The organism is Pseudomonas sp. URIL14HWK12:I5, assembly GCF_900176445.1.
Taxonomy (GTDB): Bacteria; Pseudomonadota; Gammaproteobacteria; order Pseudomonadales; family Pseudomonadaceae; genus Aquipseudomonas; species Aquipseudomonas monteilii.
Genome location: NZ_FWXQ01000003.1, coordinates 129,940 through 147,058, shown reverse-complemented (window position 1 = coordinate 147,058; position 17,119 = coordinate 129,940). Strand labels below are relative to the sequence as shown.

Genomic DNA, 17,119 nt, shown 5'->3' with positions numbered 1-17,119 from the left:
GGAAACGAGGCGCAGAGGGGGTGGCGAGCGCGGGTGTGACTAAGAGCAGGATCAGCGGGCTGCCAAGCAGCGCGAATCGGGCAGGGCGCGGGCGTGACGATACGGGCCTGCGCCAGTGGAGCTTAGGCATGGAAGGAGTCCTGGGGCGTTAGCGCTTGCAGTTGGGGGCGCAAGGGAGGCTTGGTTGCGAGCTTAGGGTGGCGTGCGCCAGGCGTGTGGCTGACGGGCCGTGTTGCGAGGAGTAGGTTAGGGGCGGGGGGATAGAGAGGCTGTAGGAAGAGTCTTGATAATGAGGCGGTGGTTTCGATAAGGGCGATTGAGCTGGGGTGTCTAGCGACACCCCAGCGCAGGATCAACTCAGATTACACTCCTCCTGGTTGAAGCGCATGCCATTCCCAGTTGAGGGGTCTTCCATCTCCGGAGTACTTCGTAGGTGTAGGAGCTTTTGGCGGATCCAGCTTTACACCATGTTGAACAATTGTTACTTGGGGTTCGCTGACTATCCTTGGCCCCCTGCCGCTGCTGAAAACAGTGGCCTCTAGATTTACTTGCCTCAGGGGTGGATTGGCGCTAGAAGCGCTACTCGAACTTGAAGGCGTTGTTTGCGTAGCACTATTAACAACACTGCGGGAGGGGTTTGACTGTAGGCCCATGCCGCCTGTGGAGGTTATCTGCATGTCGTCCAAGCTTGCCTGAGTCGTCGCCGACATCAGCCGATTAAGCCCTTGCAGATGCGCGCCTCCCTTCGTCGCGGCAGCAACGCTCGCTTTAGCTACCGCTTTAGCTGCCGTGGCTGCTTTGCCTGCTGCCTTGAGCGTAAACATTGCTGGCCCACCCACGATAGACGTCACTACCTGAACCCCGAACGCCCCATAATTGAGAGCTTGTGAAAGTTCTGGGTCATCATTGGTGGTAAGTACCGCACCAACCTGCATGCCCAGTGCAACACCTTGCCCGATAACCATAATCGAGGCTTTCGCGAGGACGCCGGTCGACACCAACGCGCCCGCACCCGCTAGCAGAGGCCCTGCCATCGCGCCGGCCGATAGCACCAGCATAAGCGCCGCAACGCCTACGCCTATCCATGCAGACCAGGGAATCGAGGGTTTTTCTGGCGGGTCCACGTAATCCGGTGGTACATCTCCACCGGCCACCGAACTAACCCTATGGCCGGTAGGGTCCCGCCATTTCACCGGGTTGCCCAGTGCATACACATAAGGATTGGGGCCTGATACTTCTGGCGGCAGCGAATCCGGGCTGTGGAAGCGCATCAGGTTGGGGTTGTAGGCACGGTAGCCGCTGCCAAGCAGGTACCAGCCCAACCCCGCTTCACGCAGTTCACCATTGAACGCCAGCAGGTTGCGCAAGCCATTGTCTTCGGGCTGTTCACCGTACGCGCTGTAGCTGGCATGGCGGGTGCCATCACTGTCTACTTCTGCAACCACGCTGCCGGCAGTGTCGGTCAGCAGCAGCTGGTTGTCGTTCTGGTTCGCGCGTTGCACACCCACTGCCTGGCCATCACCGTACAGGTACTGGGTGAGCAGGTCATTTTCTTGTGTGCTGTCCAGGCTATTGCCCAGATAGCGCCTTTGCACCTGGGCCTTGCCAGCCTGCGTGGCGGCGAGCAACTGGTCGTGGCCATCGTACAAGTACTTCATCAACTCGGTGTCGTTGGCATCCAGCACACACTGCAAGCGGCCATGGCTGTCATATTCCAGCTTGCGCCCTTGTTCGTCGTTGAGCATGTTGCCCCGCGCATCGTAATGGAACGTCTGCTCTGCGCGGTAATCTGCGAGTAAGGTATGGGTCACCTTGGTCAACTGGAAGCTGTAGTCCTCAGCGTAGGTGAAGCGTGCGGTATCACGTTCGCCATCGGCAAAATCAGTTCGGCAGCGGCTCAGGTTATCCAGTGCATCGAAGTCGAACGTTTGTGCAATGATCGAGCGGCCCGCTGCATTGCGCGGCAGTGCCTGCCAGCGTTCGCCGTCTTCCTCTTCAATGTCCCAGTCGCCTTCGTAGTCGTGAGTGGTCAGGCGATCGAGTTCGTCGTAACCGAACACTTCCTTGCGGATGAAAGCGTCTTCATCGTCATCGTTGTCACGGTACAGGGTGCGCGACTCAAGGTTCTTGCCATCACGCCATTTCAGCACCAGCACCCTGATTTCGCCGTTGGCATCGAGCGTACGCCGATGTTGTCGGCCCAGCGGGTCGTAGGTCTGGGTGGTGCGCACATAACGCTCGGCATCTCGGGTGGTCGTGTGTTCCAGCAGCCCTTCGCTGTTGTACTCGAGTGTGCATTCCAGTTGGCCCTGGGAAATGGTCTGAAGCCGCCCAAGTGTGTCGTAGCCATAGTGGCAGGCAATACCGTCGCTGTGCTTGCGGAAAATAAGGCGGCCTTCCAGCGAGTGCGCATTGTGGATGTCGTACTGCGCTTGATCGTTCACCTTCCAGTACTCATGGGCCAGGTAGCCTTGGTCGGTGTAACTGTAAGTACGGTTGCCGTTGCTGTTGGCAGCCGAGGAAATTTGCGCATCGCTTGGGAAGTAGTCGAAGCTGGACGCATCGGGCACATGAGGCTGCGATACATCCTCGAACGTCGCTGCCACCTGGGAAGGTTGGGTGGTGAGGTTTGGCTTGTACTCGTAATGGGTGACGTGCGTGCGTTTGTCGGTGCCCTTGCTGTTACTGATGGAGCGCTTCTCGACCAGTTGTGTCAGCCCACGGTACTGGTATTTTTCCACGCGCGGTCCTACGGCCATGCGGGTCAGGCGATCAAGCCCGTCATACTCGCGCGAGCACACGGGCTGCGCCGGATCACCGCGGGTATCAAGCACTTCCAGCAGGGTTGTCAACTCGCTGACGCTGTGCGCCGCGAAGGTACGCAGGAGTTTGCTGCCGTCTGCCCGAACGGTTTCGCACATGCGCCCCCAGTTATCGTAGGTGTACTCGGTGACCAAGGGTTTCTGCTTGCGAGTCTGCGCGGGGCTGAAGGTTTCTTTGATGCAGCGGCTTAGCCCATCGTAGGTGTAATCGGTGCGGTCGATCTCAACCCACGAGATGCCTTTTGTTGCTTCGTCTTCCACCGGCAGCAGCAGGTACTCATACACGGGTTTTTCGGATGTGTTGTATTCCACGACGCGCAGCTGCTGTTTGTCGTCGGGCTTGTCGGGGCTCACGCTCCACATCGTGGTTTTGTTGCCCTTTTCACCGAAAGGCGAGAACTCGGTGATTTCTTTCACAAGGTCCGGGCGGGTGACCGCGCAGCGCTGCCCCCAGGCATCGTAAGCGTAGCTGGACGTCAGCTCGACCACGGTTTCTGCGGGGGTGTCGCTGTCGGGAGGCGCGGGGAGGTAATCGAACTGTGTTTCGCTTGCCACGCGCCCGATGGAGTCATACTGGGTTTTGGACGTTATGCGGGTAATTGTCTTGCCTGGGTCATTCAGGTCTTTCAGTGTGCGCTCCACACGTACCGAGCGTTCGAGCCCGTCATGATAGGCGCGGGTGATGACCTTGTTGGGGTCGGTGATCTGGGCATACCAGAGCGAGCGCTTGTCCTCAATGACCTGGCCATAGTCATAAGCAACTGTGGCAGCATGATCCGGGTCATCTGGCGCCACGGTCTGTTCAAGCAGCCGGTTGAGTGAATCATAGCGGTAACGGGTGACCACGCCGTTGGCATCTTCCTCTTCGATGGCGCGGTTACGCAGCGACGAGTGTACAGAGGCCGACGTTTTCTCGATCGTACCGCCGTGGGGCGAGAACGTGGTTGTGGTCTTCAGGTAAGTTGGTTTTCCCTGCTCGTCGTTTATTTTTTCATAATGCCAGCGGGTTTTCGACGTGCAGGCGCCCAGCGTGGCAGTCTTCAGATCGGAGCGCCCGTGCAGCAAGACATTGTCTGGCATGTTCAGGTGGCTCATCTCGACCCGGCGCAACCGTTGTTCGGTTTCTTTGCCATCATCTTCCAGGGTAACTTCGAGGGTCTCCTCGCTGTCAGCAACCAACCAATAACTTGCCTGCTGCAGCGAGGCTGTTGCGCTCAACACGTCCATCGCTTTGTAGGTGTACCGGGTGCGAGTGATCGTAGCGGGCTTCCCGGTTGCTGCATCGTCAGCCGGGTAAACGGTAATACTTTCAAGGTTGCGCTTGAACCCTTCCTGGTCCGCCGGGCAGCCGTCACTTTGGGTGGCGGGATAATAGGTGCGGACCATGCGTATGCCACTGGCAGTCCGCTCCTCCTCCAGGTTGCCTGCCTTGTCGTAAATGAAGGTGACGAACTCGTCACGGCGGTCGACGGGATTACCAGAAACCGTCCAGGTCTTGGTCATTTTGCTCGGTAGTTGCAGGCGTTCATCCTGTTCTGCAAAACCGCCACTGCGCTCGTGGTACTCGTTTTTCATCGTCTCGGTACAGCCGGACTCTTCGGTGACTTGCTCGACCAACAAATGGAAGCGGTTGAAGGTGCGCGTGACGGTGCGGAGTACCTTGCCTTCGTAGTGGTGCTTGACGGTTGATGTGTAGTTGAATGTACTGCCGGTAAATTTGTACAAGTGATCCTGGTTGTAGTTGTCATCCCAGACTACACCCGACGCGCCATAACCCAGGAAGTTATTTTTGCTAAAGTCGTATTCGGTCTTTATAAAGGTTGTTTCATCAAGCCGATCGGGCTTCACAACAAGGCTGGTTGCATAGGGGACATACAGCTCCAGGCCGGGTAGTTGGTGCCCCTGTTCTTTGTAAACCAGCTCCTCTTCACCCCCCAGTGGGTTTACCAGTTTCTGCAGGCAACGCAAGGAACCGTAGGAAGTATAGTCAAACGTCCAGCTGTGCTGGTCGGTGGTGGGCATGACTAACGTGCGCAGTTCTTCACCCTCGAGCGCCAGGGTGAAAGACACATGCGCTTCAGTGCCAGGATGAAGGTCCAGCACGGCTTCATGGTCACCGTTGAACGTTACCGTAAGCAGTGTTAGCCCACTGTCGTCATGGATAGAAGCCAGCCGGCCTTTGCTGTCGTCGTAGGCCAATGTGATGCCGTGGCCCGATGGCGTCATGACCCGGGTTGGCAGGCAAACCCGGGGGGCGGCTTTCAGTGGCTCAAGTAGCTCTACCAGGCCCGCTTTATGGGCAATCCGGTAACGTTTGCCTTTATCGTTGCTAATATTCGCCACATGAAAGCTGTCAAATTTGCGCTCATGAACCACAACAGGTTCGTTCGGGCCGTTGTCAGCGATCGCAAAACTATCCCCCGTGTGCAGGTCCAGTACGCCACTGTCCAGGTCGTATCGGCTTAGTTTCAAAGACCAGCCAATACCGAAGCCTGCGTTCGATTCGTTCAAGGGGTTGAAATTCAGGCTCAAAGGCAGTTCCGGGCCCTGAAGGTCATTGGCGTTCAGGGGGGGGATTTCAATAGAAAATGTGTAAAGCCCCGTGCGGGGGTCGACACTACCCTGGGTGTAACTCATGAAGTTACAGGCATTGGACTGTATAGTCATGAATAGCGTCCTTATTCAGTGGTAGGTCGGCGGCCGGCCGATGTCTGCACGATGATTTTCCCCAGCGAGTCGCGTGTTGCCGGGTTTTCGGATTTGTCGACAACGAGGATGCCAAGTGCTGTAGGTATGAAGCTACCCTTGCCGTTGCGGTTTACATATTGGTCGATATCGTGCTGGTCGAGGTCAGAGGGTGCATGCGTTGTCTTCAGCTTAATCCACCACTTAGGTGTACCTCCTTCCATGGCCTTTGATTGCAGTTCAATGGTGGTGGCCGATGGGATATTGATCATGTGTATTTTGCGTGCTGAAAAGTCACCCATTTCAAGCACTTGCCTTTTGTCGCTTCCCGCGCCTTCGACGATCAATGCTTTGGAGTCGCCGCCTCCCTCGTTGCCCACTTTTTCATAAACAGTAATGGTGCCAGTTGCTGATGGTGAATGTTGGCGTGACATAGTCATTGGCTTCCACTTAATTGATTGTTGATTGAGGTATGCACGCGTCAGCGTATAGCGTGTCCAGGCAGGGTATGACGATATGGGGTGCCAGGCACCTAGCAGAAATGCCAGGTCCCCAGGTGATGGGGTGCGGTGCTTAGGGGGGGCGTCGGGGACCTAGTATTTTTGCTAGTTGTTTGGGTTCGGTACCCACTCTATAACGGTATGCAGCCGTTGCCCGCTGAGCGCAGCGATGCAATCAATAGAGTAGAGGCCGACATTGCATGAAGACTAATGAAGTGGAGCTGGAGCAGCCGTTAATTTCAGGGCTGACTTCCAGTAACGAAATCGACCTGGATGAATTGGGTGCAAGTGATCTGCTTACGTATATAAAGTATACGGGTATGCAGCCTGACCATGAGGTGGTCATTAGCTGGTTAGGCGCCGACGCGGAAGGGACGGCGTTTGACGATGCAGGGTCAAAGTATTATGTCAGGCCGGAAGATCTTGAGAAAGGCGTGGAAGTAAAAATAGAAAATGCTGTTGTTCGAAGCGCCGAAGGTGGACAAGCTTTTTATTCATACGTGGTAACCACAGTTGGCCAGTCACAGCGCAGATTCTGCCTCGTGGGTATCAGGGAAAAGGGTGATGGTGAAGGTTTAGCGGTCATTCAAGCTGTTCAGTCGCATGACCTGGTCATTAAGCCCGATGAGCTGGACAGTGCTGGCGTCATGTTCATCGTTATGCCCTATCAGGCGATGCAAGTCGGGGACGTGATTAACTTCACGTTCCAGGGCTTTGATGAGGATGGTTATGAAGAGGACCCGGAAACCGAAAAGTTGACGGTTAAAAAAGAGCATTTCGATAATCTACCCTTAATGTTCACCGTGGGTAAGAATATTTTTCGCTTCATTGATCCGGGCACTGCTAAAGTTTCTTACAGTGTCGACTTTGCTGACAGCGGGTCCCTGGATTCTCCCGTTCAGGACTTTGTCATCGATTCTGAGGCCTCGCTGCCAACACCTCTCCCGGCTCCGCGTATTGTGGGGTATACCCCGGGAAAACCGTTGGATCCTGGTAACTTCCGGGATGGATTGACAATCCATATAGACGGTTACCCCGGGATGTCGATTTCTGATCACGTCACCCTGTACTGGCGTAGCCCGGTACGTGAGCTGTTTACACACGTTCGTGTCGATGCCAGCACGCAATCCGTCGGCACCATCGTACTGCATGTGCCTGTCGATTTCGTGCTGGAGAATCAAGGATTAAACGTCAGCCTGTCCTACCTCTTCAGCCGTGAAGGGGCAGGTTTGCAATCGCAGCCGCTGAACGTGGCCATCGCTACCACGCGGGTGTTGTCCGTCCCCCTGATCGACCGCGCGACACCAGACGAAGGCAAGGATCATGGCACCCTGCCTGGCGCGAACGGCGTTGGCGGTGTTCGTGTTCGTGTACCCGATGTGCTGTTGCCGGGCGAACGTGCTGAAGTGCTTTGGCGTGGGTGGCCGGTATTTGGTGAGTACGTTGCCAATACCCCCGAAGGGGCTGATCCGCTGGTTTTTCTTATACCAGAAGAATTCGTACCGGCAAACATCGGGCGCGGCTCGCGGGACCAGAGCAGGCGCTTTGAAGTGGCGTATCGCGTGATTGGCAGTGGTTCTCCGCTGGACTCGGCGCCTTACCATTTAAGGATTACCCCGCCCGTTCCCAGTGGAGATCCGCAAATCCAATGTGAAGGTGTAGTTGGGCAAGCCTTGTCGCTATCGAGGGTGCCAAGTGGGGGGGCCAAATTGACGCTGGGCACCTGGAGATTTGGCCGGGCTGGTCAACTTCTTCATATTTGGGTAAGCGGCGTAGGGCAAGAGGGAGATCTTTCTGAAGACCTGCGGACTGCATCTATACCCGTGACTGAAGGGGAAGCGGATATGGGCGTTGAGGCTAAGTTGCCAAAACTGTTTTTGGAACAATTAAAGCTGAACGAGCAGTTTACGTTGCATGTCGCGTTGAGCTTCGATGGCGGGACGCTATATAGAGTGTTTCCGGAAATGAGTATCACGCTGGAATCTTGAGTGAAGTGCTAGTTAGCGTATTGTCAATGCAGTGTGAGTGCTATTTGTGTTGAGGCTGCGTATTGTTAATTAATTTTGGAGTGTGATAGTGATGGCCAGGCCTACGTTTGAAAAATACATGAGATACCTCCGGGCAGAACCGCGTACTTTGGGGTGGGGGGCGCTACTGGTTTACGATCGATTCAGGGCTAACAGGCTGTTGGCGCAGGAGCATATTCAGCGTTTTGATGACAGTGAATGGCTGCCGCCTGTCAATTTCAGGGCAAGTACGGAAAGTGGTAGTTGGACCGAGGTTCGCGACCTCGTGATGGACAAGCCTCGGTTGTCGTTCGTGAATTCCAGTATCGCCAGTTCCAAGGCGCGCTTGAGCATGAACGTCGTCAGTGGCGTCATCACCCAGTTGCGCCAGTTGCCTGGAAGTGACCAGATGGAATTGGTGAGCTATACGGTGCTGAACCCTTTAGGTGGGCCGACGGTCCGGATGGACATAACCCTGAATGAAACCAACAGCGGCAGTATTGATGACGAAGGCCGCGTGACATTGGATCTTTCAACGGGGCAGGGGTACACCTTTGAAGTTTCCAGTTGGAAGGAAATGAACGAAAAGCTCGGTGAGGCAGTTAAAGCTGAGTTTGAAAAATGGCCGAAGGAGGCCAGGGTATGGGAGCTCAATATCATCAAGCCATTAGCGGGGGCGCTCAATCCTCAAGAATTTGCTGTTCGTACACATTCGCTGGCACGTTCACAACAGATTACCAATGCCACTCAAGAGGAGCAGGAGGAGGGCGCTGTTATCGTGGGGGTGTCGTTTGTTGAGGACAAGACAGGAACCTTTCCACCGAATGATAAGGATATGCCCTATCTGTTGCCGTCGCCGGTGGATGGAAACGATGGTCCGTTTACAATGAATGTTCTTTTTGCTAATGAAGTCTGGCTCAAGGATCAATTGTGGCAGTTGGTGCGTGACATCCCTGGGTTGACAAATGTTAATATGGATCGTGATCAAAGTGGCTTTTTTTCTACTGTGAAGGCTGATGTCGGATTTACGGTGCAAGGGCGCAGGGACACTACGATTCGTGATTATGAGCGTTATACGTTCACCACATACACATGGCCGAATCTTGATTTTTCGGGTTCTTTTAAAATTGTACATACTGATGATGTTCTGGTCGTTGAGTGGGCTGTGGAATGTCCCACTAAGGAGTTGGTTGTTATCTTTCACGACTCGCTTAGGGATTATCGTCATGATCCGGATTTCAATGTTTCTGTTTCGGTGCAAACAGAACTTCGAATTAAAATGGTGGGTGAGGGGGACAAGCGTGGTGATATAGAAATTGTGCCGGGCAAGGTGGAGGTCAACTATAATGCCCGGTTTTGGGGCGGCGATCACAGCTATATTAACGACTATGTTAAGGAATCTTTTGATGATTACATTAAGCCCCATATTGATCCCCTGGTGAATCAAATGGCCGACAAGGTTGCTGTCATGGCGTCAGGGATCAAACCATTTAATGCTCTACGCCTTAACAGCCTTTTGTTCCGCAGTGATGATGTTGCCACGCCACGGTTATTGGTAACGCCTGGGGAACTTTCGCTGTTAGGGGATCTGGCCCCCAAATTGACAACCTTCGCTGTAGAGCCGCTTGAAGAAAAAGTGAGCGCGGCCCCAGGTAACACGGTTAAGTTTCATCTCGACCCTGCCATTGGCGGGACGGTTAGCTGGAGTGTCAAAGGTTTGCCAGATGGCTCAACTGACCCCGAAAAAGTAGGCGCTGTTGTGGATGGGGTCTATACGCCTCCTGAAGTCGGGGCGCTAACCGACAGCTATAGGCGTGTCATCGTGACAGCCACGGCAAATGGTAACTCGAGCAGCGCATTGGTAACGGTCGTGGCGGACAGCGTTGCTATCTATCCCTATTTCCAAATTGCAAATTTCAAATCCGGCGATAACCGCCCACGCTACGTTTTGACAGGTGGCGATATAAAGGGTGACTTGAAATGGGCCATGACCAGTTCAAGCAAAGGCACCGTACGTGAAGTGGAAGCCGGTGATTCCGATCTGGATATTCCGGTAGACAAAAATGTGCGGATCTATGAATCCCCGGAAAAAGCTGTCGGTGAAGCCGGCACGGTGGACGCGCTTGTTCATCTGGACGGCGTGGAGGTATCGGCGGGCGGGCAGACGGAAGTGATCGATATTGTCATCCCCTGGAGAACAACTACGGCGGGGCTCAGAACTACCGCGCAAGCAGGAGGTGGCTTAAAGCTGGCGCTGTACTTCGATAATGAAGAGACAGGAGAGGAGGACGAACTGACACCCGCAGAAACTCTTTGGAAAGTTTTCAAAGGCGCCGGTCAGATCAACCCCACTACTGGCATCTACACGCCAGGGCCGAACGAAGGCCCTTACATCATCGTTGCCGGTAGAGAAACACCAGCAGAGCGTACGCCCATCTGGAACTACGCGGTTATTCCGCTTTCGCACGTCGAAGAATATGAAGCGTTCTGTGCGCATGTTCGTACCCATAATAAGCAAGGGGAGATTTGATCATGGCCACTTCTTCCAAGCGCGAGTTGCTGGATGTTCTGAGCAAAGGCGATGCAATGTATGGTTGGGGGGCGATGCTTGCGCTCGGCCGTGATTCGGTCAACCAACTGCTTGAGGCGCGTTTCATTGAGCGTTTCAGGAACCAGGATTTTATCACACCCATCAGTGGCGAATATTACGGCGATACGCAATCCACCGAGCTTGTGGTGCTGGATGGGCTGATGCTCGGCCCGCCCGCGCTGTCGTTCGAAAAGGCTTCGGGCCGCACCAGCACGGTGACCGTGGTCATGGAGCTGATTGCCGGCCGTTGCAGCGCGCAGGAGAAATCACCCGGAAGTGCCAGCCGCTTGCGCAGAAGCCATGAACTGACCCAGGGCATGGGCTACACGCTGCAGATGACAGCGAAGCTTGTGGTGGTACCTGTGCCAGGGAGCAATCAACAGCAACTGGCTATCGATCTTGGCCAGGCCACCGATCCGATCTGCAACCTTGCAGTTACCGATCAGGCAGCGCGCAAAATGGGCCAATTCATCTTGGGGCAGTTGCAGCAGCAACCGGCCTTCGAACCACTGTTCGGTTTTATCAATTTTTCCCCTATTGGCAACGATGTACTGACGATTGACAGGGTCGACCCTATTGCACAAAAGGCCCCCGAAGGCGCCGGGCAGGGCAGTCAGCCGCAAACAGACGGGGCAGTGCTGCTGCTGATGCAACTACGGGGTGACAGCGATGCGGGTGGCATTCCGGATGCGTTTACGTATTTGCTGCCGCGAAAGGAAGCACCAGAGGTGAGCAACTACGGTGCCACGTTGTTGCTGGGCAAGCTAAGGGCAAAGTACAGCACATACCTTGCCTCCGGCCTGCTGGCGCAAGTGATCATGCCGGAAGGCTATGTCGTCCGCTTCCTCGAACATGAAGAGTTCGACCCGCATGACAAGGTCCTGTTTGGCGACATTCGGCCCGGTACAGGCACCTGCCGGCTTTTGCCCGCACTCAGCCATATCGGTGCTGGACAAGCCTTATCCTACGAGGTGAGTTGTGACACTGGCCTCTACGGCTGGCAGGCCCATGACATTATTAGCCCACGAGCAGCGGGTGCGATCAATAACGGTACCTACACTGCCAGGCCAAGGGGCCAGCTGCCGAGCGCTCAGCGTGTAGTGGTAGTGTCAGCGAAGGTTTCAGAGGAGGCTGATGCGGCTACCCGTTCAGCGTTGTTGATCGAATCTTCGGAGCCGCTGTCAATCTCGCCGCGGGTTGTTGTCTGGTATTCGGGCCAGGGCGCTATCACCTTTACCAGCAACGCTGCCGGTAATGTCGAGTGGAAACTGCTAGACGAGAAAATGGGAGAGTTGGTCAAGGATGCCGACGACTCCCGGCGGGCGGTGTTTACGCCAGACGAGGGTTCTGTGCCGCTGGTGCGTTTGCAGCGTGTGGAAGTCAGTGTTGGCGAGGCCAAGGGCCATGCAACGGTCGTGATGCTGCGCACGGAACCCAGATTGCAGGTCACGCCCCATTATGTACCCCGCCTTGCACCCGGCGCGGGCCGGCTATTTGCGCTTGATGACGACCCGGCAGATCGCTGGGAAGTGTTTGGGCCTGGAAACATCGACAAAGAGACCGGGGAGTATAAAGCGCCTGATCAGCCCGATGCTGAGGTCAGTGTAATCGCCGCGTTTTCCGGCCCCTTTGCGGGCGTTGCCATTGTTGAACATTACGCAGGCCTGGCTGCGCAGGCCATGGCATTGCAGGACCGTTGGAAAACACTCAAAGAATTTAGCCTCAGCTTGAACAATAAAAATCGAAATATGGTGTTTGCAAATGGTTACCAGCAAGTAGGCATTGATATTGTCATTGGTACTCACAGTTTTACTGACTCAAACGGTGAAGACGTTTGGGACCCGGTCAGTAATGCTGAGCTGGCTACATTGGTGCTGCTTGACGAAATTGGCAATGAAATTCCTTATTTGACTGACGATCAGCATGGTATTCCAGGCGATAGTTTGGAAGTGTGGGCGGCGAAAAAGAAGCGTAACCATTTTGATTATTACCCCGTGGGCAGTTCGGATAGGGCGAGCGGGGTGCGAGGGGAAGAAGAGGGCAAGCGTTACGTCACTGTGTATGTGCATTCGAAGGTGGCGGAAGTGGCCAGGTTCACGGCCAAGTTTCAGGCTTATGATAGAGCGTGGAAAAATTCGTACAGCGATGATAATCCAGACAAAGAGAAAGGTAAGATCGAATTGGAGGGGGTCAAGCTTCCCTTGCCTAACCTTGCCGCGTTCGTATGGCCAAAGTCGGGCGGCAAACGGGTTTTTGAAGAGGATGGATCAAGTACGCCTACTGATACGTTCAATTACTGGCATCGCACCACAGACTATTGGTCACTGTCTGGAAACGGCATTCAATTGGTGGAGATGAATTTCGAATCCGCCTCGATGATTAAGTGGGAGTCGGAGCAGTTAGCGGAAAGTTTCGCCACTTATACCGGCATCGCCTTCAAGCCACGACGCCCTGAGGAGGCTCCCCTCATGCCAGAAGGCGTGCAGTATCAGGCCGAGCTGCAATTACTTTCTCAAGAGCCAGGTATTCAGGTGGCGCTTGATCCCAAATTCAAAGGGCAGGATAGGCCGTCTGAGGGGGCGATGTTGATCACACTGGACCGGGTTTCGAATTTCAATTACTGGTCTCCGGTAAAGTATCGAAATAAGCTCGATGGGGCAATGAACTTTACCGTAACCGATAATTACGGTACGAAGCACAAGCTTAAAATTTTGTTTGGGGGCGGTACGGATGGTCGAAACTATCTGGAGCTGGGGCTTCAGTAATTTCCAATCGACTTTTTGATGGCGAAGATTCGAAAATGACAACACAATCATTCATTCATTCCAACGCATTCAATTTCATGAGCTTTGTGCAGGGCGGCGTTGATGAGCGTACAGGGCAATACACGCTCAGTATCGAACTGCCTGAGCTTCCGAGTAATGCCTTGGTTGGCCCGAACCTGCCATTGCGCTTGAGCTTCAGCCCACTGAACAACGTCAATAGCGGCTTCGGTAAAGGCTGGACGCTTCAGCTCAGCCAGTACAACCTGAACGACAACAAACTTGATCTGCATACAGGGCAGAGTTTCAAAATTTCCGATAACGGCCCCGGTGAGCCTGCTCCTGTACCCGAACGCAAGCTTGAACTCTTTCACTTTGAAAACAGGAGTGAAGGCAACACCCATCGCTACCGGATCGCCCATAAATCCGGCATCGTCGAATGGCTGCAACCGCAGCCATCGGACCTGCGACTGGCATTGCCTGTACGTGTAGAAGCCCTCTCGGGCCATGGCATCACACTGGCTTATCACCCCACAAAAAAAGGGTGCCTGCAGTCAATCGTCGACGATGCCGACCGTACGTTGTTGAAAATCGAATATGTGGGTGATAGCAAGGTGGAACTCACATTCTTGCCAAACTCAGCCGCTTCCGCGTTGTATTCATTGCTGATTTCCGGCGATCGATTGACAGGGGTGACACTGCCTACGTCGAACGGCGCGGGGTGGACCATCGATTATGCGCAAAAGGGTGAGTCACTGTGCATCACGCAATTGGATACGCCGCTTGGGGCTACCGAACTGATCGAGTATCAAGAGCGTGGGCATCTTTTCCCGGGTAGCACGGAAGAGAAGGGCCGGGCGCTCTCCTACGTGAATCGCCATGTCATCAAGCCCGGCGCCGGGCAGGCAGACATCGAAACGACCTACACGTATTCTGCAAGCAATTTCCTGGGATATGGCTCGCTGACCAGTTGGGCGGATAATGGCGAAGACAATCTCTACCGGGTGGCTGACCGCGCATTCAAGTATGGCGCCACTGCCACATCGCGTCGCGATGGCGAGCCAGTGCGTACGGTGGAGAAAATTTACAATCGCTTTCACTTGATGATTGAGGAAATCACGGTTGAGCAAGCCTGCACCCGGCGTATCAACACGAAGTACCATGAGCGCAACGTCGATTTTGTGGACCAGCCCAAGTACTTCCAGATGCCGGAGACGGTGACCACCTCATGGGAGTTCGACTGCCCGGAAGCGCCTGTGCATCCGCGTAGCGAAACGGTGACTACCGAATACGATGATTTTGCCAATCAGACGCTGGAAGTTCAGCCCAGCGGTCTGCGCATCGAGCGCACGTTTTATCCCCAAGATGATGACCCGGAGAAATTCGTACGCCATCTTGAACAGGAAATCGTAAGGCCTGCCGAAGGTTACGAAGCTGGCGCACAAACGCTTCGCACACATTATCGCTACGCGCTGCATCCCTCTGTAATGGTTGACGGGCCGGGTTGGCTGGTTAACCGAAATGAGGACAAGTACCAATTGCATGGCGATGGTTCGCAGACGGTGCTGCAGGAAATCGAACGCACTTATGTCAACGATGAGCCAATCGACCCCCTCACCCACGGTCGGCTGGAGCAAGAGATAACGACAAGGAATGGGCGGCAGACGACGATCGACTATAGCTACTCGGATACCCCCGAAAAACCGACGACTCATCCGGTTCTGGTAACCCAACAAGTCATCACCGGTTTCGACCATGGGGCCAAACACCATGCCCGCAAGGAAATTACCTTGCAGCATTCGTTGCTGATTGGCGAGCCGTTGCTCAACCGTGATGACAACGATGTAGAGATCGAATACGAATATGATCTGTTGCGCAGAGTGATACGCGAAACCGTCGCACCGGGAACGGCTTACACCGCATCGCGCCATTATCATTACGCGTTGGTTTCCAGCTCGGGTGGCAAGGCCACTCAAGAGCAGATAGACGTCAAAGGGGTTTCAACCTTGAGTACTGTCGATGGCCTTAACCGGGTTGTCGAGGCCAAGCGCATCGATCGTGATTTTGTGCAAAAAGGCCAGGAGCCGAACTATCGTCCAACCTACAAGGCCATGTATGACGGGCTGGGCGATTTGATCGAGGAAGTTGAGTTCGACTGGCACAGGGACGAAGATGTACCGTTGAAGACCACTTTCAGTTATGACAACTGGGGGCAGCGCTGTAAAACGGTGGGCCCTGATAAGGTTGTGCATCATGACCGGGTCGACCCCATCGGCACACCGGAACGGCTGGGGCCGGTGCGGCGTACATGGAGTGAGTCCGAGAACGCAGTGCTTGGCAGCGGCCAAACCATCACGTTCATGAATCTGTTCGAAAAACCAGTCAGAGTCGAGCGTTTGACAGCAAGCAGAAAGCCTTACAGCGTTCATCAGTACTTCTACGATGGCCTTGGGCGTTCAGTCAGGGAAAAAGATGCCGAGCAGAATGAAACGTGGTTTAGCTACGATGCGTTCAATCGGTTGGTAGATCACACGCTTGCCGACCGTGCGCTGGTTCATCGCGACTATGCTTTGCACAGTACTGGAGACCTGCCGGAACTGATTCAAGTCACTCGGCGGGGCGGTAGCGAACCGAGCGTGCTGGGCTTGCAGCGGTTCGACGGGCTGGATCGTCTGGTCGAGTCGACAACGGGTGGCCGTCTGCGAAGCCTGGAGTATGAGCCAGGCCAGCGTAAGCCCAAGGCGGTGATTACGCCCAAGAAAAAGCGTATCGAATATAAATACGTGCCGCAGTTGGGTGAAGAGGCTGTTGAGCGCAAGCAGGTCGACGCGGGCATTACAGGGCATTTTGATTATGACCCACAGAATGCACGCTTGCTGTCGTGTTCAGAGCACGGGGTTGCCATGACACGTGACTATTTCAGCACGGGTGAGCTGAAATCAGAGACATGTTCATTTGACGGTGGCAAGCCTTACGAAATGAAGTACGTGCATAGCCTGCAGGGTAAGATGCTGTCTTACATAGATGTGCTGGGTGCTGAGCAATCCTACAGCTACGACGGGGCTGCTCGCTTGAAATCGACGAGCCTTGGCACACTGCACAGTAACTTTGAATACGATGACCTGGGGCGCAACGATTTCTTCGAGACGATTGACAATACGCCGGGCGAGCCAGCTCGGCGGCTTGGCACCCAATTGAAATTTGACGATTTTGATAGAGAAATCTCGCGTACATTCGATTTTGGGGATGCGAAGCAAACCTTGAGTCAGCGATATGACAAGGCGGATCGAATTATCGGCAAGGTGTTGCGTCGGGGGAAAGAGCTGCTGCGCAGGGAAGTGTTCGATTACGATGAGCGGGGCCGTTTGGTCGAGTATACATGCAGTGGAATCGATGAATATATGCCTGTGGATCCTTATGGTAACCGTATACGTCGGCAGACGTTCAGGTTCGATGCGATCGATAATATCACACGTGTGCTCACCGCACATGCTCAAGGCGAAGTAGACGTTGTCTACCATTTCGCGAATCTTGCCGATCCTGCACAACTCACTGGTTTCACGGTCAGGGGCATGTCCGAGCAACCTATCGAGGTGCCGCTGGAGTATGACGATGACGGAAATATGGTGGTTGATGAACAGGGGCGTCAACTAGCCTATGACGCCTTGGGGCGCCTGGAAAGTGTCAATGGCTTTGCCTATGGATATGACCCGCTGGATCGATTGGTCTCTCAAGAGCAGCCTTAAGTCATCCT

The 17,119-nt window shown here is 54.5% G+C and carries 6 protein-coding genes; 4 read left to right on the top strand and 2 right to left on the bottom strand.

Features of this window, described 5'->3' with window-relative positions; translation table 11 throughout:
* Positions 1 to 362: 362 nt before the first annotated feature.
* Positions 363 to 5,489, bottom strand: coding sequence for an RHS repeat domain-containing protein (locus tag B9A31_RS08800; RefSeq protein WP_084296885.1), 5,127 nt, complete (start codon positions 5,487 to 5,489; stop codon positions 363 to 365).
* A gap of 11 nt (positions 5,490 to 5,500) precedes the next feature.
* On the bottom strand, positions 5,501 to 5,947 hold the full coding sequence (locus B9A31_RS08795; protein ID WP_141099588.1) for a hypothetical protein: 447 nt from the start codon (positions 5,945 to 5,947) through the stop codon (positions 5,501 to 5,503).
* Between the two features lie 260 nt (positions 5,948 to 6,207).
* Here B9A31_RS08795 and B9A31_RS08790 point away from each other — a divergent pair, with 260 nt between their 5' ends.
* The 4 genes from B9A31_RS08790 to B9A31_RS08775 all read left to right on the top strand — a co-directional run bounded on the left by B9A31_RS08790 (position 6,208) and on the right by B9A31_RS08775 (position 17,111).
* Positions 6,208 to 7,995 carry a hypothetical protein gene (locus tag B9A31_RS08790; RefSeq protein ID WP_020424256.1) on the top strand — a complete coding sequence of 596 codons (1,788 nt, stop codon included), beginning with the start codon at positions 6,208 to 6,210 and terminating at the stop codon, positions 7,993 to 7,995.
* Positions 7,996 to 8,086: 91 nt separating this feature from the next.
* Positions 8,087 to 10,543 carry a hypothetical protein gene (locus B9A31_RS08785; protein ID WP_020424255.1) on the top strand — a complete coding sequence of 819 codons (2,457 nt, stop codon included), beginning with the start codon at positions 8,087 to 8,089 and terminating at the stop codon, positions 10,541 to 10,543.
* A gap of 2 nt (positions 10,544 to 10,545) precedes the next feature.
* Entirely contained in the window at positions 10,546 to 13,368 is a 2,823-nt protein-coding gene (locus tag B9A31_RS08780; RefSeq protein WP_019099430.1) for a hypothetical protein, read from the top strand.
* Positions 13,369 to 13,403: 35 nt separating this feature from the next.
* Entirely contained in the window at positions 13,404 to 17,111 is a 3,708-nt protein-coding gene (locus B9A31_RS08775; RefSeq protein ID WP_027615870.1) for an RHS repeat domain-containing protein, read from the top strand.
* The last annotated feature ends 8 nt before the right edge of the window (positions 17,112 to 17,119 follow it).